Origin of the sequence: Serratia symbiotica (Periphyllus acericola) (assembly GCF_964019515.1) — a bacterium.
Lineage (GTDB): Bacteria > Pseudomonadota > Gammaproteobacteria > Enterobacterales > Enterobacteriaceae > Serratia > Serratia symbiotica_D.
The window spans coordinates 1,159,540-1,178,634 of record NZ_OZ026452.1; the positions used below are offsets into that span (position 1 = coordinate 1,159,540).

Below are 19,095 nucleotides of genomic sequence, written 5' to 3' on the forward strand. Positions count from 1 at the left end.
AGTATAAGCTGACTTACTTTCACTTCAGATAATGATAAGTTTAACTGACCTGAAAAACTTTGTTCCCGCAATTATAATTAAACCGTGTTAGCACTACATAAAAACTACAAAAAAACAATTTATTATGTCTTTTTTGCGTGCTATTTCTTTGTATTCACAGCTTAGAAGCCACCCAGGCTTCTACGCTGTTTAACGCCGCAGGAAGAGAGCTAACATCCGTTCCACCCGCCTGCGCCATCTCAGGGCTTCCGCCGCCCTTGCCTGCTAACTTCTGTGCCACATTGCCGATCAGCTCTCCAGCTTTCACTCGGTCTATCAGATCCTTGGTCACGCCAGCAATCAGGCTGACCTTATCATCAGCAGTGGTAGCAAGCACGATAATGGCTGAACCCAACTGATTTTTCAGGTCATCAACCATAATGCGTAACATTTTTGCCTCGACATTATCCAGTTGGCTGACCAATAGCTTCACACCGTTAACCACTTTTGCCTGACTGGACAAGGATGCGCTTTCCTGCGCCGCCTGATGATCTTTAAACTGCTTTAGCTCTTTTTCCAACAGACGGGTACGATCGAGCATTGCATGCAGCTTATCGGCTAGGTTGCTACTGTCGCCTTTGACCAAATGCGCAACAACTTGCAACAGATCACTTTGTTCATGCAACTTGGCGATAGCGCCTTCGCCAGTCACTGCCTCAATACGGCGAACACCCGCAGCAATACCGGACTCAGTCACAATGCTAAACAAACCAATATCACCGGTGCGGCTGGTATGAGTACCACCACATAGTTCAGTGGAGAAGTCGCCCATGGTCAACAGACGCACATTGTCATCGTACTTCTCACCGAACAATGCCATCGCTCCCTTCTCTTTGGCATTGTCCAGCGAAATTACTTCAGTCTGTACCGGCAGGTTGCGACGCACCTGCTGGTTTACCAGATCTTCCACCCTACGGATTTGCTCTGGTTTCATCGCTTTATAGTGCGAGAAGTCGAAACGCAGATATTTGTCGTTAACCAGCGAGCCTTTCTGCGCAACATGATCACCCAGCGTTTGGCGCAGAGCGGCGTGCAGCAGATGGGTCGCTGAATGGTTCAGGCAGATGCGGTTGCGACGTTCAGTGTCAATCTGCGCATCAACACGATCTTTCACATTCAGCGTCCCCTGTGAAAGCTTGCCCAGATGGCCAGTCGCCTGGCCGTATTTTTGGGTATCGCTCACCACAAAATCTGCGCTGGCGGCTTTCAGCACGCCTTTGTCACCCATTTGTCCACCGGATTCACCATAAAATGGCGTCCCATCCAGCACCACTACCGCTTCTTCACCGACATTAATTTGTTCGACCGGCTGACCATCGCGGAATAGCGCGATCACCATCGACTGCTGTTCTTCATAATCATAGCCGCTGAATCGGCTACTGCCATCCACGCGGATCATGGTGTTGTAGTCTGCGCAAAAACCGCTGGACTCGCGTGCACGGCGGCGCTGTGCTTCCATCGCCTGCTTAAAGCCAGCTTCATCAACTTTTAGGCCACGCTCGCTACAGACATCGGCAGTCAGATCGACCGGGAAACCAAAAGTGTCGTACAAACGGAAGGCAATTTCGCCGTCCAATGTCTCGCCATGCAACTTGTTCAACTCATCATCCAGCAGCGCCAGACCACGCTCAAGTGTACGGGAAAACTGCTCTTCCTCGGTTTTCAGCACTTGCTCTACCAGCGACTGCTGACGTTTCAATTCGTCGGCGGATGACCCCATCACTTCAATCAGCGGTGCCACCAGCTTATAGAAGAAGGTGTCTTTCGCACCAAGCATGTTAGCGTGGCGGATAGCACGACGAATGATGCGGCGCAGTACATAGCCACGGTTCTCATTAGATGGGAGAACACCGTCTGACACCAGGAAGGCGCAGGCACGGATATGGTCGGCGATAACACGCAGGGATTTGTTGTCCAGATCGGTAGCACCAGTCACTTTCGCTACAGCGGCGATCAGTGTGCGGAATAAATCGATCTCATAGTTTGCATTCACATGTTGCAGTACCGCTGCAATACGTTCAAGGCCCATGCCGGTATCAACTGAAGGCTTCGGCAACGGCAACATGGCACCATCGGACTGGCGGTTGAACTGCATGAAGACGATGTTCCAGATCTCAATGTAACGATCGCCATCTTCTTCAGCGCTACCCGGAGGGCCACCCCAGATATGATCGCCGTGATCATAGAAGATCTCAGTGCATGGGCCACACGGGCCGGTATCGCCCATTTGCCAAAAGTTGTCAGAAGCAAAAGCAGCTCCTTTGTTGTCTCCGATGCGGATAATACGTTCAGTTGGCACACCAATATGTTTCTTCCAGATGTCGAAAGCTTCATCATCGGTTTCATAAATGGTAACACATAGTTTTTCTTTTGGCAGGTTGAACCAGTCTTCCCCGGTGAGTAGTTCCCACGCATCGCCAATCGCCTCGTGCTTGAAATAATCGCCGAAGCTAAAGTTGCCCAGCATTTCAAAAAAGGTGTGGTGACGCGCAGTATAGCCGACATTCTCAAGGTCGTTATGCTTACCGCCAGCACGCACACAGCGCTGCGAGGTTGTAGCTCGGGAATAAGCGCGTTTGTCCAGCCCCAAGAAAACATCTTTAAATTGGTTCATGCCAGCATTGGTGAACAGCAATGTCGGATCATTGTTAGGTACCAAAGAACTGCTTTCTAAAACCTGATGGCCCTTACTATAAAAAAAATCGAGAAACGCTTGACGGATCTCAGCGGTGCTCTTGTCCATAATTTTCCCGGAAAAGCTAGAATAATGACACACGAGCAAGATATACGCTATACTAACGATGATAGCTTGCTCGCGAACAACAAAATGTGGAGATAAGATAAATTTTCTTTAGAGGGAAGTAAAACCCCGTGTGCATTCATTACGCAAAATCACGGTAAATTGCCTGAATTTCTTCCTGGAAGAAGCCACGATAGCGTAAGATAAAACTTTAATTTGGCTTTTTCTTTCCTGTCTGTCGACAACATATCGCCAAATTTCCTCTGCGCCACTTGTTTCGCCTGTTTGCACCAGTCAACATCACAATCCGCCAACGCCGCTTGCACCAGTTTTTTATCCACGCCATTCTGCGCCAATTCAGCATGGATGCGTTGTACACCGTATCCTTTACGACAGCGGCTACCGATATAGCTAAGGGCAGAATTTTGGTTATCCAGCCAGTTATGCTGATATAAGTAGGCGATAATCTGTTCGATAATGGCAGGTTCAAGGGGGACTTTAAGGACTGGCGTTGAAGCATGCGATATTCTACCGCCACATTGGGCCTTCGCTATAAACGGCTGAGCTGCAAGTTTGCGTCGCAGCTCAGCTTTCACTATGAGCGCGTTGCGACAGCAGGCGTATGGCGCGATTTAGTAAGTCATTCATCATTTAAACCTGATTAGTCTGTATGGCTGTACCCCACTAACAGCGGTACACCATCGTCAGCGATTAAAATTGCTCGCTGGTTTTCGCTGCGTCACCACCGGTGTCTTCGCTGGTAGCAGCAACCCGTTCGCACGTATTGTGCAAAAGCAGGTCACGCAGCTTTTTGTCCAACTCTGTGGCAATGGCCGGGTTCTCTTTCAGGAAGTTGCAGGCATTAGCCTTGCCCTGGCCGATTTTCTCACCGTTGTAACTGTACCAAGCACCTGCTTTTTCGATCATTTTATGCTTAACGCCCAAATCAACCAATTCACCACGGCTGTTGATGCCTTCGCCGTACATGATTTGGAACTCAGCCTGCTTGAACGGCGCAGCGATTTTGTTTTTCACCACTTTCACGCGGGTCTCGCTGCCCACGACCTCGTCTCCTTCCTTGATCGCGCCGATGCGGCGGATATCCAGACGGACAGAAGCATAGAACTTGAGGGCGTTACCTCCGGTGGTTGTTTCAGGGTTACCGAACATCACGCCAATTTTCATACGAATCTGGTTGATGAAGATCAGCAGGGTGTTAGCGTTTTTCAGATTGCCAGCCAGCTTACGCATCGCCTGGCTCATCATACGTGCCGCCAGCCCCATGTGTGAGTCGCCGATTTCGCCTTCAATTTCCGCCTTCGGCGTCAGCGCCGCCACGGAATCGACAATGATAACATCAACCGCACCAGAGCGGGTCAGCGCATCACAGATTTCCAGCGCCTGCTCACCAGTGTCCGGCTGGGAACACAACAGGTTGTTGATATCCACACCCAGCTTCTTCGCATAAATTGGGTCTAGCGCGTGCTCAGCGTCAATGAATGCACAGGTTTTGCCCTCACGCTGCGCCGCAGCGATAACCTGCAACGTTAAAGTGGTTTTCCCGGAGGATTCCGGGCCATAGATCTCGACGATCCGGCCCATAGGCAGACCACCAGCACCCAGTGCAATATCAAGTGACAATGAACCGGTGGAGATCGTTTCTACATCCATGGAACGGTCTTCACCCAGGCGCATGATGGAGCCTTTGCCAAACTGTTTCTCAATCTGGCCCAGTGCCGCAGCTAACGCCTTTTGCTTGTTCTCATCAATAGCCATTTTTGCTCCTTCATTTAGCAATGCCGATATTACCCCACACTGCCACTGATTGTATTTTGTGTAGGAAATGTCACTAATTATACTGTACAGTCATACAGTAACAAGCCAATTTCACAAAAATTCTTCAAGGGTGGTCCGCAGCGCAAAAACCGTCGTCTGAAGCCGCACCGCATCGCGGTCGCCAACAAAATGTCCCTTGCGTACCAACACTCGGCCCCCATCGGCGAAGCCAAACCAAACCGTTCCCACTGGTTTTTCCTCGCTGCCACCTTCAGGGCCAGCAATGCCGCTTACCGAGAGTGCCAGATCAGCCTTCGCGACATGTAGCGCGCCTAACGCCATCTCGTGTACTACCTCTGCGCTGACCGCACCGTGAATAGTTAATGTCGCTTCCACCACCCCTAGCAAATCGCGCTTCGCCGCGTTGCTGTAGGTGACAAACCCGCGATCGAAATAGGCCGAGCTGCCGACAATATCCGTGATGGCTTTAGCAATGCCACCGCCAGTGCAGGATTCCGCGCAAGTGATCCAATACCCTTTCGCTTTTAGCTTTTCACCCACCAGAATGCTGAGTTGACGCAGTTGGCTTTCACTCATAACTTCTCCTTAGCGAATCAGGGTGATATATCCAATTAGTAGAACCTGTGTTTTTCAATGTAAGGAAGCAATGACTTTTCATGAAATAATGGAAAACCATCATTAATACATTGATTATCAATGATAATATGCTATTATACTGATAAAAAAAGGGCACGAATATCGATGTAGTGCTGGCCTCACAAAACCCCGATGAACTGTGCGCTCTGGTGTTGATATTATTCGTAGACTAAGAGCCGCAGACGCAGCAAAGCCAGACACTTACAGGTTGTATTATATCCAGCAACTGGAAGAGGCAATGAAAAATGCCCGTCAGTGGCGCTTATGGCGTAAAAGCGAAGCCTTCCAGGGGGAACAGCGCGGGCTGTTCGATGAAGATATCGAGGCCGATGCCGCCGATATTAAGCAGCAACTAGTCACGCTGTTATCTGAGCCAAAAGCACCAAAATATCTTCGACCAGGGCAAGGGCAAAACCCCACGCGGTTATCTGTGGCCCTATATCGCCGCACGAGGTGCTGAGTGGGCGATAGTGCTTTATAATTGCCAACCGGGGCGCAGTAGTCAGTATGCCGCGATGTGCTTCAGGGCTGGCGCGCCACCCTGGTAGTGGACGGTGATGCCAGTTACCAGGCATTGTTCTAAGCGGCCAGGTGGTTGAAACCGGGGGTCGTGCGCACGCCCGGCGCACGTTCTTTGAGCTGTTCACTGCCAACCCAAGCCTGGTGGCGAAGCTAGCTCTAGATACTATCCATGAGTTGTTCAGGCTTGAGCGCAAAATCAAACATCGGTCAGCGGATAAAAAACGTCAATTGCGGCAGCACTATGCCAAACCCTAGCTGGATGCATTTCATCAATGGCTGTTGTTGCAACAAGCGCAGACGGCCCCCAACTCCGGGTTATGCAAAGCGCTGGACTATACCATGAAACGCTGGTCAGCATTACTGCATTATCTTGACGATGGCCGCGAACCCATAGATAACAATCGCATGGAAAACTGCCACCGTCCGGTAGCCGTAGGCCGGAAGAACGGACCCTTTGCCGGGTCTTTGCTTGCCAGAAAACGGATGGCAGCTATCCTGAATCTGTTGGAAACCGTCAAACTCAACGGCCACACCCCGTATATCTGGTTGCGTGATGTGCTGACCCGCTCCCACTGACCCCACAATAGCCTCCAGGAGCTATTATCCTAAGTCGAAAACAGCTTCAGTTAATATCCGCCAGCTTATTACATGATTTTAATCACACAAAATGAGTTCACCGTTCGGTTACAATTATCGCGGCTTTGTTTTTGTCCGTAGGCTTAATTATTTCAATAGCTTTGGATGACAAAGGTTTGCGTGCTGGTTTATCCATCATATAAGATCCATTTCATGGCTAACCACTGGATTTACTCAGGCTGAAATCCAGCTTTTCTTGCCAAGTGTAGACTATACGTTTATTCAGTACTGTTATACTATAGCCTACATAACAACCTACACTTTGACTTACACTTACAAGCGGATTTTGGTGATTTTTTATGAGATAACGTGATACTTAATGATAACAACCAAAATAAAAATTTACCTTAAATTCAATGGAATAAATAAATTATGTCCATGGTTGACAATAAGAATCTAGATTCCCACACCCCAATGATGCAACAGTATCTTCGCCTAAAAGCACAGCATCCCGAAATCCTGCTGCTCTACCGCATGGGTGACTTCTACGAGTTGTTCTATGACGACGCCAAACGCGCATCGCAGTTGTTGGATATTTCCCTGACAAAGCGCGGAGCCTCGGCGGGTGAACCTATCCCTATGGCTGGCGTGCCACACCATGCAGTAGAAAACTATCTGGCTAGGCTGGTGCAGTTAGGTGAATCTGTCGCCATCTGCGAGCAGATCGGCGATCCAGCCACTAGCAAAGGACCGGTCGAACGCAAAGTGGTTCGCATCGTCACCCCTGGTACCATTACTGATGAAGCGCTGCTGCAAGAGCGCCAGGATAACCTGCTGGCGGCGATCTGGCAGGATACTCTCGGTTTTGGCTACGCGACGCTGGACGTCAGCTCTGGCCGCTTCCGCATCGCCGAGCCGCAAGATAGTGAAACCATGGCAGCAGAGTTACAGCGCACCAACCCTGCAGAACTTCTCTATCCGGAAACCTTTGAACAGATGGCGCTGATCGAACAGCGTCACGGCCTGCGCCGCCGCCAATTGTGGGAATTTGAGCTGGATACTGCGCGCCAGCAGCTCAATTTGCAGTTCGGTACCCGCGATTTGATCGGCTTCGGCGTTGAGCAGGCGCATCGGGCACTGCGCGCCGCTGGCTGTTTACTACAATATGTCAAAGATACCCAACGTACCTCACTGCCACATATTCGTGGCATCACTATGGAACGACAGCAGGACGGCATCATTATGGATGCTGCTACACGTCGTAACCTGGAACTGACCCAAAACCTGTCCGGGGGTAGTGAAAATACACTGGTGGCGATCCTCGACCATACCGTGACCCCCATGGGTAGCCGCATGCTAAAGCGCTGGCTGCACATGCCGACCCGCAACATCAACGTGTTGAACGATCGCCAACAGGCCATTGGCAAGCTGCAAGATCTATATAGCGATCTACAGCCTTCGCTGCGGCAGGTTGGCGATCAGGAGCGCATCCTGGCGCGTCTGGCGCTACGTACCGCCCGTCCACGCGACCTGGCACGTATGCGCCACGCTTTCCAACAGCTGCCGGACATTCGCGCATTATTGCAAAATGTGTATACACCGCATGCGCAACAGTTACTATCGCAGGTTGGTCAATTCGATGCGTTGTTGGATCTGCTGGAACGGGCGATAGTCGAATCCCCACCAGTGCTGGTGCGCGATGGCGGTGTTATTGCCCCTGGCTACAATAGCGAACTAGACGAGTGGCGCGAACTGGCGGACGGTGCCAGCGACTATTTGGCTCAACTGGAAATCCGCGAACGTGAAAAGTTGGGGCTTGATACTTTAAAGGTAGGTTTCAATGGCGTGCACGGCTATTACATTCAGGTCAGCCGTGGACAAAGCCATCTGGTGCCAATCCATTACGTGCGCCGTCAGACGCTGAAAAACGCCGAGCGCTATATCATTCCTGAACTGAAAGAGTATGAAGACAAGGTCCTGACTTCCAAAGGCAAGGCTCTGGCGATTGAAAAAAACTTGTACGACGAGCTGTTCGATCTACTGCTGCCACATCTGGCGGAGTTGCAGCAAAGCGCTGCGGCGCTGGCCGAGCTAGACGTGTTGACCAACCTGGCCGAACGCGCCGATACTCTACACTATGCTTGCCCCACGATGAGCGAACAATCGGGGCTTCATATCACTGAAGGCCGCCACCCGGTGGTGGAACAGGTGCTGAGCGAACCTTTTATCCCCAACCCGCTGTCACTGTCGCCACCGCGCCGTATGCTGATCATAACTGGCCCCAACATGGGCGGTAAAAGCACCTATATGCGCCAAACGGCATTGATTGTCCTGATGGCACACATCGGTAGCTATGTGCCAGCCACTAAAGCCCATATCGGCCCAGTGGATCGCATCTTTACCCGCGTTGGTGCCGCGGATGATCTAGCCTCAGGCCGTTCTACCTTTATGGTGGAAATGACCGAAACTGCCAATATCCTGCACAATGCCACCCAGCACAGCCTGGTGCTGATGGATGAAATCGGCCGGGGCACCTCTACCTACGATGGTCTATCGCTGGCCTGGTCGTGCGCTGAAAATCTGGCCAACAACATCAAAGCCATGACGCTGTTCGCTACCCACTACTTCGAGCTGACCACCTTGCCGGAGAAAATGGAAGGCGTGGTCAACGTACATCTGGATGCGCTAGAGCACGGCGACACCATCGCCTTTATGCACAGCGTGCAAGACGGTGCAGCGAGCAAGAGTTACGGCTTGGCGGTTGCAGCACTGGCCGGTGTACCGCGCGATGTCATCAAACGCGCACGTCAAAAACTGCGTGAATTAGAGTCGCTCTCCAATCACACCGCCGCTGGCACCGTGGATACAACTCAGATTACGTTGTTGGATGAGGAAATCTCACCCGCAGTGGCGGCACTGGGGGCATTGAACCCAGATTCACTATCGCCGCGTCAGGCGCTAGAGTGGCTCTATAAGTTGAAAAACATGATGTGATCCGTCATGGATCGTAGACATAAAAAACGGTGACTGTCATGCTCACCGTTTTTTATTTGCTAGTGTCAATCGTCTGCGTTCGTTATTCGAGGAACAATGCCTCAATGCTAAGTCCCTGCGTCTGTAAAATTTCGCGCAGGCGGCGCAACCCTTAAACCTGAATTTGACGCACACGTTCACTTGTCAGACCAATTTTCCGGCCTACATCCTCCAACGTTGCCGATTCGTAGCCCAGCAGGCCAAAACGCCGCACCAGCACTTCCCGCTGTTTGGCATTCAGCTCAAACAGCCACTTGATGATGCTCTATTTCATATCATCATCTTGCGTGGTGCATTCAGGTCCGTTCTATCGTCGTTCATGTCGGCGGATGGGTGCTATGATCGGCATTACTCAGTCCAGTTGTGAGGGCTTGTGATGTTTGGCGATTGATTAGATCGCTCTGCATCAGTTGGTTAAACGCGACGAGCAAACGTTGGATATCAATACCACCCATTATCTGGACATCAACCACACCGATATTGTAGCGCGCATTGATCTGACCGAGTGGGAAACCAATCCACAATCAACCCGTTATTTGACCTTTCTAAAAGGGCGGGTAGGGCGTAAAGTTTCCGATTTTTTTATGGACTTCCTGATGGACTTCCTGGCGGCAGCCGAAGGGCTGGACACCAAAGCGCAAAACCGAGGGCTGCTACAAGCGGTTGACGATTATTGCGCGGACGCACAATTGAATAAAAACGAGCGGCAAGCGGTGCGCCAGCATGTGTACAGCTACTGTAATCAACAACTACACGTTGGTGAAGAGATCGAGTTACAGGCGTTGTCGCAAGAAATTGCGTCGGCTTGTGAAAAGGATTTCATGCAGTTTTCCAGCGAACAAGGCTATCATCTTGAAGACAGTTTCCCTGCGGATCGCGGTACGCTGCGCCAGTTGACCAAGTTTGCCGGTAGCGGCGGCGGTATTAGCCTAACCTTTGATGGGATGCTCTGTTGGGTGAGCGAATTTTCTGGGATGCAGCTACTGATACGCTGACCATTAAAGGTACCCCGCCAAACCTGCGCGATCAGTTGCAGCGCCGTCTGAGCGGTAACATTAAGTGACCTTGCACCATGGTTGACAAATAAAAAAACGCCGCTATTTCGGCGTTTTTTACTTCGGTGTTCCGAAAAGCTCAAATAAGTTGCGATTAAACGCGAAAGAAGTCGATGTGAGTCAGTTTTGGCTTGAACGGGTGGCGCTGTATAGCCTGAACCTTAACGTTGCTTTCTTTACCGTCGATAACCAGAGTAATGGTTTTGCTATAGAATTCTGGCTTAACTGCCATGTTCTTTACATAATCTTGCCCCAGCTCAATAGAGACTGGCGCTTCTTCGCCACCATAAACGATAGCCGGGAACTTATTTGCTGCACGCAGGCGGCGGCTCGCACCCTTACCCTGCTCTTTACGTACTTGCGCATTGATAGTGAACATTTTTTTTCTCTTAAAAGACAATTTACCCTGCTACAGGCGACCCAGTAGCAAGTTCGATAACCTGCCTCTACACTGGGCGAACCCATGCAAAGCGGGGGAATTCTAACGGAATGCCCCCCGCAGGGCAACGAAAATCTGTCCAAGGCGCTAGCCCCCGTGGTTAATATAGTTTGTTGGCACGCCGGAAGCGTCCTTGGTAATTGAACATTTTTTCCCGCACTTGCCAGAACTGACCACGCTTACGCGCCAGCACATCGGCGGCGGTTTTCCATTGGAAGGGTACACCTGGCGCACGCTGATGTGTGCGCAGAAACAGCATGTCGAATGCTTTACGCTGTGCTGGTTTCTGTATGCGAAAACGTTCGCTGGTGCTGGTGCCGTCTTCATCATAGTAGGTGGCCTTCAACCATTCGCCTTTATCGTCGTGGCCGCTTTGCAGCGTCATGCGCCGCAACGCAGTATAAGGGCATCTTTCAACTTCAGCGCAGCATTTAGCATATCGTCGGGATAGACCAATATCTGCTGGCATTGATGGCAGCGGCGGGCGGCAATGTCGTTTTCTGCATCGCAGTGCGGACAACGCTTAAAACGGAAACGGTAGTCGCACTGTTGGCGATGGCCATCGTTATCCTCCAGCCAGCCTTGGCAGCGGCGGCCATAGTGTTCGATGATGTCGCCGTTATCAGCACATTTTCCCCAGAACAGATTGGCAAAACCGCAGCCAGGGCAGAATACCTGCACCGGTTGGCTTTCGCTGTGCGGCTTACTGATACCTCCCTCCGGGGTGAATAGATCGTGGTGATTGCCCGCGTAATCGAGGATCAGGCAGTCCACTTTCCCGGGGGACAGCCGTAGTCCACAGCCAACGATCTGTTGATACAAGCTGACGGATTCGGTGGGGCGTAAAATGGCGATCATATAGACGTGTGGCGCGTCTAAGCCAGTGGTCATCACTGCCACATTGACCAGATACCGCAATTGCTGCTGTTTGAAAGTTGTGATCAATGCATCCCACTCGACGCTGGGGGTTGCGGCACTGACCAGCGCAGCTTACACAGTGGGCAAAAGGCCATGGATCTCATGTGCGAGCTCAATAGTAGCGGCGAAAATCATCACCCCTTTGCGTGTTGCGGCGTACTCTACGATCTGGTTAATGATGTGCGGTGTCATACGGTTTTGCCGTTTCAGTTCGCGATTCAGGTCTGCCTCACTGAACAGCCCGTTGCTTCTGACCATCAGACGGCTGAAATCATATTTCAGAATCGGCATGTCCAGCCGTTCTGGCGGCACTAGAAAGCCGTGCTTAATCATATAGCTTAGTGACATTTCATAGATGCAATCGCGGAACAGGCTGTAGCCATCGCTGCGGGTAAAGCCGTGATAATGATACTGATAGATCCACCCCTTACCCAGCCGATAAGGGGTGGCAGTCAATCCCAATAGCCGCAACTGCGGGTTATATTTTTGCAAATGCTGAATGATCTGCTGGTATTGGCTGTCGTCGTCTTCGCTGATACGGTGGCATTCGTCAATAATCAGCATGGAAAAGGTGCCGTCAAACAGCATCAGGTTGCGTGCCACCGACTGCACGCTGCCGAACACCACTTTGCTTGCGCTGTCTTTTTGTCGTAGCCCGGCGGCGAAGATATCCGCTTTTAGCCCGTAGGCGCAGTATTTGGCATGGTTTTGTGCCACCAACTCCTTGACGTGAGCCAGCACCAGTACCCTGTCCACGCGCGCGTTTTGCCAGTTCGGCGATCACCAAGCTTTTGCCTGCACCAGTCGGAAATACAATCAGCCCTGGCTCAGCGTGTTGTCGGAAATGTTTGATGGTGGCGTCGACCGCTTCCAATTGGTACGGGCGTAGGGTAAATGCCATAAGTTAACGCCATGGGTTAAGGGGGGCTGAAAACATGTTTGCAACATTTGATCCCACTTAGACAGTGACATTTTACTCCATTGGTGACCAAAAAACTTCTATCATTATTCCCTCTGACATGCGCACGAGGCGAGAAGCATAGAAATTACCCCTGTCAGAGGGCGGTTTCCGCCGTTATACTCGTTTTGCAGCTATCGCTGTTTCCCCACGCGATTTCCCCTTCTAACCTGCTATTTTGCCAATGTGGTGGTAGGGTGTCGTATTTTGGCAAATTACAACGACAGGCAAAATAGATTCAATGCGACTGGACAAGTTTTTATCTCAGCAGTTAGGTATTAGTCGTGCGTTGGTAGCGCGCGAACTTTGGGCTAGACGTATCACCGTAGACGGCGAAGTAGTGAAGAGCGGGGCGGTCAAGTTGGCGATTGAGCAGGAAGTAAAGTTCGACGGCAATCTGCTGGCGCAGCAGAATGGCCCGCGTTATTTTATGCTCAATGAGCCGCAGGGCTACGTCTGTTCCACCGATGATCCCGATCATCCCACGGTGTTGTACTTTCTCGATGAACCGGTCGCCTACAGGTTGGATATTGACTCTACCGGCTCAGTGCTGATGACCGACGATGGTCAGTGGTCACATCGCGTCACCTCGCTGAAACACCACTGCGAGAAAACCTACTTGGTGACTCTGTAGCATTCGCTGGCGGTAAATACTGCGCAGCGCTTCACCGCTGGTGTGCAACTGCATAACGAAAAGAGCCTGAATCGGCCCGCGCAATTGGAGAAGATCAACGATCGTCAGGTGAGGTTGACCATCAGCGAAGGGCGCTACCATAAAGTGAAGCGCATGTTCGCAGCAATCGGCAATCTGGTGATCGCACTGCACAGCGAGCGCATTGGCACTATTGTGATGGATAATGATCTGGCATCGGGCGCATACCGCCCGCTCACCGCAGAGGAAATCGCCAGCGTAGGTGAACACCTACGGGATTACGGATAACTAAGGAGTCGTTAAACGTGCAACATAACCGGACGTCTCACCTCGGTTTGATTTTTATTCTGGGTCTGCTTTCCATGCTAATGCCGTTGGCTATCGACATGTATCTGCCCAGCATGCCAGTGATCGCCGCCCAGTTTGGCGTTGAATCAGGCCGCGTGCAGATGACGCTCAGCGCCTATATGCTCGGCTTCGCCTTTGGGCAATTATTCTATGGGCCGATATCGGACAGCATTGGCCGCAAGCCGATGATCCTATGGGGAACGCTGATCTTCGCCATTGCAGGCTGCGCCTGTGCTATGGCGCAGTCGATCGATCTGTTGATTGGGCTGCGTTTACTGCATGGCCTGGCTGCCGCCTCTGCCAGTGTGGTGATCAACGCCCTGATGCGCGATATGTTCACCAAAGACGAGTTCTCACGCATGATGTCGTTCGTGATTTTGGTGATGACTATTGCGCCGCTGCTGGCACCGATGATCGGCGGCGCGCTGCTACTATGGTTCAACTGGCACGCTATTTTCTGGGCTATGGGTGCCACCGCGCTGATCGGCTCGTTGCTGGTGGCGCTATTTATCAAGGAAACGTTGCCGAAAGAACGGCGGCAGAAATTCCACCTGCGAACCACGCTGGGCAACTTCGCCTCACTGTTGCACCATAAGCGGGTGCTGAGCTATATGCTGGCTAGTGCTTTCTCGTTCGCTGGCATGTTCTCGTTCCTCAGCGCCGGGCCTTTTGTTTATATTGAACTAAATCACGTTTCGCCGCAACACTTTGGCTACTACTACGCGCTGAACATCGTCTTCCTGTTCCTTACTACCCTGCTCAATAGCTACAATGTGCGGCGGGTAGGGGCTATCAGTATGTTTCGTTTGGGGTTGTTGATACAGTTGGCGATGGGGCTGTGGCTATTGGCGATAAGTGCCGTTGGCTTGGGCTTTTGGGCGCTGGTGATTGGTGTGGCGGTTTACCTGGGTTGTATTGCGATGATTACTTCCAACGCTATGGCGGTGATCCTGGATGGTTTCCCGCATATGGCTGGTACTGCTTCCTCACTGGCTGGCACGTTACGTTCTAGCATAGGTGCGTTGGTGGGTGCGGTACTGGCAATGGTGCCGGGTCACAGTGCCTGGTCGATGGTTTCCTCTATGGTACTGTGCAGCATTGTGGCGATGCTGTTATACCTGTACGCCAGCAAGCCGCGCAACTGCGATGCTTCATCCCCCTTTTGAACCCAAGGGCGCTAGGCCTTGGCTTCTCAAAATAGTGCACCTGCCAGTCTGACGCTCCACGGGTAATAAATATCTTGTTAACTATTTATTAATAATTATGATGTTTCGCGGCATGATTATCATTGCTTGTAACTTTTTATAGATAAAAAATAAGTTATAATATAAATAAATCATAATATTCTCACGCGATTTATATGATTAAAATGTTTTTAAATGTAAAAATATGCAAACAAAAAGGTTGGTTTATTCCAATAAAAAAGTTGAGATTGTTACGTGAAAGGGTTACCTATAACGCGGAAATACTGGCTTAGTGGCAAAATGTTGTGAGACGTCCCCCACGAACAGTAGATACACATCAGCACGACAAGGAATAAGAACCTATCCCACTAGGCTATTTTATTTGCCATTTTGGCCTTGGCCAGTGCTCACCATTCTCACGGACTCCAGGTACGCATCGGTTGTTGTGTGCTGTCTGTGTTCAAACTGGCTGCAATACTATACGCTTACTGGGGTAGGCTCTATATGGTGAAATTTTCACATTAAAATAACATTTAGTGCCACAAATTCGGTTGGCAGTGGCTCTTACTGAGTAACCTGACCCTGTCAGGTAAAATGTGTTTCATCTTCTCAAACAAGGGATTTCGTGTGGTGAGTATTCAACTTTCGGTAGTACATCGCTTGCCGCAAAGTTATCGTTGGCTACCAGGTTTTATCGGCACTAAGGTTGAACCAATTCCTCTTAGCGGAATAGATGAAGATAACTGCCTGATCGGTTTGAAACTGCTCAGCTATGAAGGGACTGATGCTTGGCGTGTCATGCAGCAGCTCAATGTTTCTCTACAGGAGATTCAAATCGACCGTGCTATCGTTGAGTGTGAAGGCGAGCCTTGCCTGTTTGTGCAACGCAGCGACGAAAGCGCTGCCATGTGTCGTCTGAAAAACGTAGGTGCAGCGATCTCTGAGAAGCTCAGAGCACACTTTCCTTTTTGACCCAGTGCTAATCTGCCGAGTATAGGTATACTCAGGCGGCTATTTTGTCGTAGGCAATAATGCCCTAGCGCCTCACCGCCACGTTATACGCCGGATATTTCACCTATTCGTTGCGGCAGAATCCGCAGCTTCGGTTTTTTATTTTCTGTGCGGCCACAGGGAGCAAAGAAGTGTAAAGTTCAGGTCTGCTGTGCCTGATAATCAAACACTTGATTGGCATTGCAGTAGGCGATGAAGTCATCGATGCTGAGCGGCTTGCTGAAGTAGTACCCTTGCATAAAGTTAACATCCTACTCCTGTAGGAAGCGCATCTGCACGGCGGTTTCCACCCCCTCTGCCACGGTGAGGATTTTCAGCTTTTTGGCCAGTGAAATCACAGCGTACAGCACCGGTGCGCTTACCGTATCTTGGCCGATCGAGTTGACGAAGCCCCGGTCTATTTTTAGGTAATCCATATTAAAGCGTTTGAGATATATCAGCACGCTGTGGTGGCCAGTGCCAAAATCATCAATAGCGATCTCCATGCCTTGTTCGTGTAGCCAATTGAATTCCACTAGCGCATTTTATCCTCCACCATGCCGCGTTCGGTGATATCAAACATCAACCTAAAGTAGTTGCACGGCAACTGAGCCAGCAATTCATACACGTCTTTATGGAATTAAGGTGCGCTGAGATGGGCAGGGGAAATGTTCAGACCGATTTTGGCTCCCTGTGGTAATACCGTGGCTAATTGTGGCGCATCCTTGGCGATCAGACGGAATAAGTGGCGGGTTAACGGTACGATCAGTCCGCTTCTTTCCACATATAAGGATGAATACGTTAGGTAGAATATGTCCTCTAATCGGGTGTTGCCAGCGGATCAGCACTTCCAATCCACCGATGGTGCCACTGCGGGTATGGAATACCGGTTGGTATTCCATAAAAAATTCGTTACGTGTGATGCCGCGTAGCAACGCTTGCTCAGGGCTTTGACGTAACAGCAACGTGTAGTAGCAGAGTACCCCTATCATCAGTGATAACAACAGGCTACCCAACAGCGTCAGACGAATGTCTTCGGGTGTCAGTTTCTCATTGTAGAACATGATGCTTAACGGTAGTCCGCGAATGTTCAGGCTGTCAGCCTCTTGATGAGGCAGTTGATTTACTGGCATTAGGTTCGGGGTGAAAGTGGTCAGCGCGCTATCGCCCATCACGATGGCGATGTCAGGTGTTTGTGCATAGCGTGGAGTAATCAGCAAAGGTACCAGGTCAATATCCAATGTGGCCAGGATACCGGTATCCAGTCTGTCGGGCTAACGCAGCCAAACGGCAACTGTAGGTTTACCCGGCATGGTAGGTATATCCTGTTGCAGCTTAAAACCTAAATGCTGGCTCCAATTGATTTCTGGATAGAGGATTTTCAGCGGCAGCATCAGGTCACTGCTGGCAGAAGAACAATAGGCATAACCGTTTTTAACTAGCAAAAAGGTACGAGCGCCGGAGGTTAACGCTGCTTGATAAGTGATATCCGCTTGGCTGGATAGGCAGGGTTTGGCGGTGAGTGGCAACATTTTATGAATAGTTGTCACCAGATGATTGATATAGCTGAGGGTAGTTTTCAGCGTGTGTTCTTTCACTGTTCGCTGATATTGCACACGCTGACGGGTAATAAGAGACAGGGTAACGGTGGTAAAATTCCCGTACCTTCTGATAGTTACAGGTATCGGAGTCCGTATGGATAACGGGCGGGATAAAACTGAATGGGAAGATCTATGGTTGTTAACTCCTACGCAAACGCCTCTGATGTCCGGCATGACCGACAAGAGGGGCGTTGGGTATTTGCCATTCAGTTGAAATTTATGGAGATATATGGTCGGTTTCCCATATCAGGCAAGGACGTCAGCGCAAATGTTATTCAGTATCTTGCTCAGCAACTCGAGGTTTCTGGTGATCTTTTTTCTATATATGACCCGCTAGACATCGGCAAACGATCCGGAGGTTACTCGATTATCGCCCTTCTTCTAATGCTGATCTTAGACAACTTTTTGACTGGCTGTACTCAGAGTTTTGCCTCTGGATCCAAAAGCACACCACGCACGGGACGCTTCGTTTGACTGGTTTCGCGAGCAACGGACAGAGCCACCTGCAATGACGCATCTGGATCAGGTTATTAGTTCAGCAACATATCATTATGAAGAAACGCTTTTAAGGGCTTTGTTGAATAAATCGAACATTTGGCCGGGACGAGGATCAGATCACTCTCCTTCTGTCAAAATAGCGACATTCCGTGGCCCAGCAAAAGTTCAACATCACCAACTTGAAGGCTTACAACAACGCCCTTATCACTCGGGGTTCACTCACTTGCTGGGGGGATGAAACGGCACTTCATGCCTGGTACTGCGAGGCAAAACCTTCTCTGCGTGGTCGCCGATAACATTATTCCGATATGGCAATCACCAGCGTATTGATGCTGAAACGGATTTTAGGCCTGACACTTCGCGCCCTCCAGGGCTTCGTCGACTCCATTGTCACACTGATCAAAGTGCCGTTGAACTGCCCGGACGACACCTGCATCAGTAAGCGGGCAAAGTCCGGACATGTCCCGTTTAAAACCGCAACGCCGGGTGAAATTGCGCACTTCGTTATCGACTCTAGCGGGCTCAACGTGTTGGGTTAAAGGGAGTGGAAGGTAAAAAAACACGGTCACGAAAAATGGCGGATCTGGCGAAAACTGCATTTGGCCGTAGATACAGAAACACATGAGGTCATCTGTGCTGACCTTTCCTTGAGCAATGTCACCGATACCGCAGCCTTCCCAGGTCTTATCCGCCAGAGGTACCGTAAAATCAAAGTCGCCTCGGCGGATCGGGCTTAGGATACGCGAGTGTGTGATGATGAGTTAAGGGGCAAGAAGCTCAAGGCGTTAATACCGCCCAAAAGCGGAGCCCGTTATTGGGCGGCAGACTATGCAGAGCGAAATCAAGCGGTGGCGAACCAGCGCCTTACCGGAGACAAAACACGGTGGAAAAGTATCACAGGATACCACCGACGTTCGATAGCGGCAACAGCGAGGTACAGAGTAAAACAGCTATTTGGTAGTCACCTGTTGCTGCGAGATTATGATGGGCAAGTGGCAGAGGCACTGGCCATGATCTGTGTATTAAACAAGATGACGCTAGCCGGTATGCCAGAAAGTGTACGCCTTGCCTGAAAGCTGCCCATTCACGGGACTCTTTATTCCAATCCG

At 50.5% G+C, this 19,095-nt stretch carries 14 protein-coding genes and 7 pseudogenes; 11 read left to right on the top strand and 10 right to left on the bottom strand.

The genetic code is table 11. From position 1 onward, the window contains the following. Positions 1-154 precede the first annotated feature (154 nt). The 4 genes and pseudogenes from alaS to pncC all read right to left on the bottom strand — a co-directional run bounded on the left by alaS (position 155) and on the right by pncC (position 5,152). On the bottom strand, positions 155-2,782 hold the full coding sequence (alaS, locus tag AACL06_RS06345) for an alanine--tRNA ligase (RefSeq protein WP_339036517.1): 2,628 nt from the start codon (positions 2,780-2,782) through the stop codon (positions 155-157). Between the two features lie 139 nt (positions 2,783-2,921). After that, a pseudogene (recX, locus tag AACL06_RS06350) lies at positions 2,922-3,427 on the bottom strand (recombination regulator RecX). A gap of 63 nt (positions 3,428-3,490) precedes the next feature. Next, positions 3,491-4,555 carry a recombinase RecA gene (gene recA / locus AACL06_RS06355; RefSeq protein WP_339036518.1) on the bottom strand — a complete coding sequence of 355 codons (1,065 nt, stop codon included), beginning with the start codon at positions 4,553-4,555 and terminating at the stop codon, positions 3,491-3,493. A gap of 111 nt (positions 4,556-4,666) precedes the next feature. After that, positions 4,667-5,152 (bottom strand): nicotinamide-nucleotide amidase, encoded by a 486-nt coding sequence (pncC, locus tag AACL06_RS06360; protein ID WP_339036519.1) that lies wholly within the window; start codon positions 5,150-5,152, stop codon positions 4,667-4,669. A gap of 268 nt (positions 5,153-5,420) precedes the next feature. On the opposite strand from pncC, the gene AACL06_RS06365 reads away from it, so the two are divergent. The 4 genes and pseudogenes from AACL06_RS06365 (at position 5,421) to mutS (ending at position 9,304) form a co-directional block, all read left to right on the top strand. Beyond that, entirely contained in the window at positions 5,421-5,672 is a 252-nt protein-coding gene (locus AACL06_RS06365) for a transposase (RefSeq protein WP_339036520.1), read from the top strand. Beyond that, positions 5,653-5,760 (top strand): hypothetical protein, encoded by a 108-nt coding sequence (locus AACL06_RS10590; protein ID WP_425336936.1) that lies wholly within the window; start codon positions 5,653-5,655, stop codon positions 5,758-5,760. The genes AACL06_RS06365 and AACL06_RS10590 overlap by 20 nt, the downstream gene beginning before the upstream one ends. A 43-nt stretch (positions 5,761-5,803) precedes the next feature. Further along, positions 5,804-6,310, top strand: a pseudogene (locus AACL06_RS06370) (IS66 family transposase). A 438-nt stretch (positions 6,311-6,748) separates the two neighbouring features. Further along, positions 6,749-9,304 carry a DNA mismatch repair protein MutS gene (gene mutS, locus AACL06_RS06375; RefSeq protein WP_339036521.1) on the top strand — a complete coding sequence of 852 codons (2,556 nt, stop codon included), beginning with the start codon at positions 6,749-6,751 and terminating at the stop codon, positions 9,302-9,304. Between the two features lie 82 nt (positions 9,305-9,386). Here mutS and AACL06_RS06380 read toward each other — a convergent pair. After that, positions 9,387-9,650: pseudogene (locus AACL06_RS06380) on the bottom strand (sigma factor-like helix-turn-helix DNA-binding protein); the annotation flags it as partial. Between the two features lie 127 nt (positions 9,651-9,777). Here AACL06_RS06380 and AACL06_RS06385 point away from each other — a divergent pair. Continuing rightward, a pseudogene (locus AACL06_RS06385) lies at positions 9,778-10,406 on the top strand (nucleoid-associated protein); the annotation flags it as partial. Positions 10,407-10,492: 86 nt separating this feature from the next. Here the strand turns inward: AACL06_RS06385 and rplY are convergent. Both rplY and AACL06_RS06395 read right to left on the bottom strand, forming a co-directional pair. Beyond that, entirely contained in the window at positions 10,493-10,777 is a 285-nt protein-coding gene (gene rplY / locus AACL06_RS06390) for a 50S ribosomal protein L25 (protein ID WP_339036522.1), read from the bottom strand. 160 nt (positions 10,778-10,937) lie between these two features. Then, positions 10,938-12,656: pseudogene (locus tag AACL06_RS06395) on the bottom strand (DEAD/DEAH box helicase). A gap of 298 nt (positions 12,657-12,954) precedes the next feature. Between AACL06_RS06395 and rsuA the strand changes: the two are divergent. From rsuA to AACL06_RS06410, 3 genes and pseudogenes are all read left to right on the top strand, one after another. Beyond that, positions 12,955-13,653, top strand: a pseudogene (gene rsuA, locus AACL06_RS06400) (16S rRNA pseudouridine(516) synthase RsuA). 17 nt (positions 13,654-13,670) lie between these two features. Beyond that, entirely contained in the window at positions 13,671-14,879 is a 1,209-nt protein-coding gene (locus AACL06_RS06405) for a Bcr/CflA family multidrug efflux MFS transporter (RefSeq protein WP_339036523.1), read from the top strand. Between the two features lie 645 nt (positions 14,880-15,524). Then, positions 15,525-15,869 carry a YejG family protein gene (locus AACL06_RS06410; RefSeq protein WP_339038323.1) on the top strand — a complete coding sequence of 115 codons (345 nt, stop codon included), beginning with the start codon at positions 15,525-15,527 and terminating at the stop codon, positions 15,867-15,869. Between the two features lie 290 nt (positions 15,870-16,159). Here the strand turns inward: AACL06_RS06410 and AACL06_RS10595 are convergent, their stop codons facing one another. From AACL06_RS10595 to AACL06_RS10605, 3 genes are all read right to left on the bottom strand, one after another. Beyond that, positions 16,160-16,393, bottom strand: coding sequence for an EAL domain-containing protein (locus AACL06_RS10595; protein ID WP_425336896.1), 234 nt, complete (start codon positions 16,391-16,393; stop codon positions 16,160-16,162). Positions 16,394-16,519: 126 nt separating this feature from the next. After that, positions 16,520-17,128, bottom strand: coding sequence for an EAL domain-containing protein (locus AACL06_RS10600; RefSeq protein WP_425336897.1), 609 nt, complete (start codon positions 17,126-17,128; stop codon positions 16,520-16,522). A 33-nt stretch (positions 17,129-17,161) separates the two neighbouring features. Beyond that, positions 17,162-17,485, bottom strand: coding sequence for a CSS-motif domain-containing protein (locus tag AACL06_RS10605; RefSeq protein ID WP_425336898.1), 324 nt, complete (start codon positions 17,483-17,485; stop codon positions 17,162-17,164). 222 nt (positions 17,486-17,707) lie between these two features. Here AACL06_RS10605 and AACL06_RS10610 point away from each other — a divergent pair, with 222 nt between their 5' ends. The 3 genes and pseudogenes from AACL06_RS10610 (at position 17,708) to AACL06_RS06425 (ending at position 19,059) form a co-directional block, all read left to right on the top strand. Next, entirely contained in the window at positions 17,708-17,962 is a 255-nt protein-coding gene (locus AACL06_RS10610; RefSeq protein ID WP_425336937.1) for a hypothetical protein, read from the top strand. Positions 17,963-18,062: 100 nt separating this feature from the next. Beyond that, positions 18,063-18,224 carry a hypothetical protein gene (locus tag AACL06_RS06420; RefSeq protein WP_339036524.1) on the top strand — a complete coding sequence of 54 codons (162 nt, stop codon included), beginning with the start codon at positions 18,063-18,065 and terminating at the stop codon, positions 18,222-18,224. After that, positions 18,157-19,059, top strand: a pseudogene (locus AACL06_RS06425) (IS5 family transposase). The gene AACL06_RS06420 and the pseudogene AACL06_RS06425 overlap by 68 nt, the downstream one beginning before the upstream one ends. The last annotated feature ends 36 nt before the right edge of the window (positions 19,060-19,095 follow it).

What these genes read in the sequence shown, in the direction of transcription:
- alaS (WP_339036517.1), bottom strand. Translation starts at nt 2,782, where the DNA reads ATGGACAAGAGCACCGCTGAGATCCGTCAAGCGTTTCTCGATTTTTTT.
- recA (WP_339036518.1), bottom strand. Translation starts at nt 4,555, where the DNA reads ATGGCTATTGATGAGAACAAGCAAAAGGCGTTAGCTGCGGCACTGGGC.
- pncC (WP_339036519.1), bottom strand. Translation starts at nt 5,152, where the DNA reads ATGAGTGAAAGCCAACTGCGTCAACTCAGCATTCTGGTGGGTGAAAAG.
- mutS (WP_339036521.1), top strand. Translation starts at nt 6,749, where the DNA reads ATGGTTGACAATAAGAATCTAGATTCCCACACCCCAATGATGCAACAG.
- rplY (WP_339036522.1), bottom strand. Translation starts at nt 10,777, where the DNA reads ATGTTCACTATCAATGCGCAAGTACGTAAAGAGCAGGGTAAGGGTGCG.
- AACL06_RS10595 (WP_425336896.1), bottom strand. Translation starts at nt 16,393, where the DNA reads ATGGAGATCGCTATTGATGATTTTGGCACTGGCCACCACAGCGTGCTG.
- AACL06_RS10610 (WP_425336937.1), top strand. Translation starts at nt 17,708, where the DNA reads ATGGAGATATATGGTCGGTTTCCCATATCAGGCAAGGACGTCAGCGCA.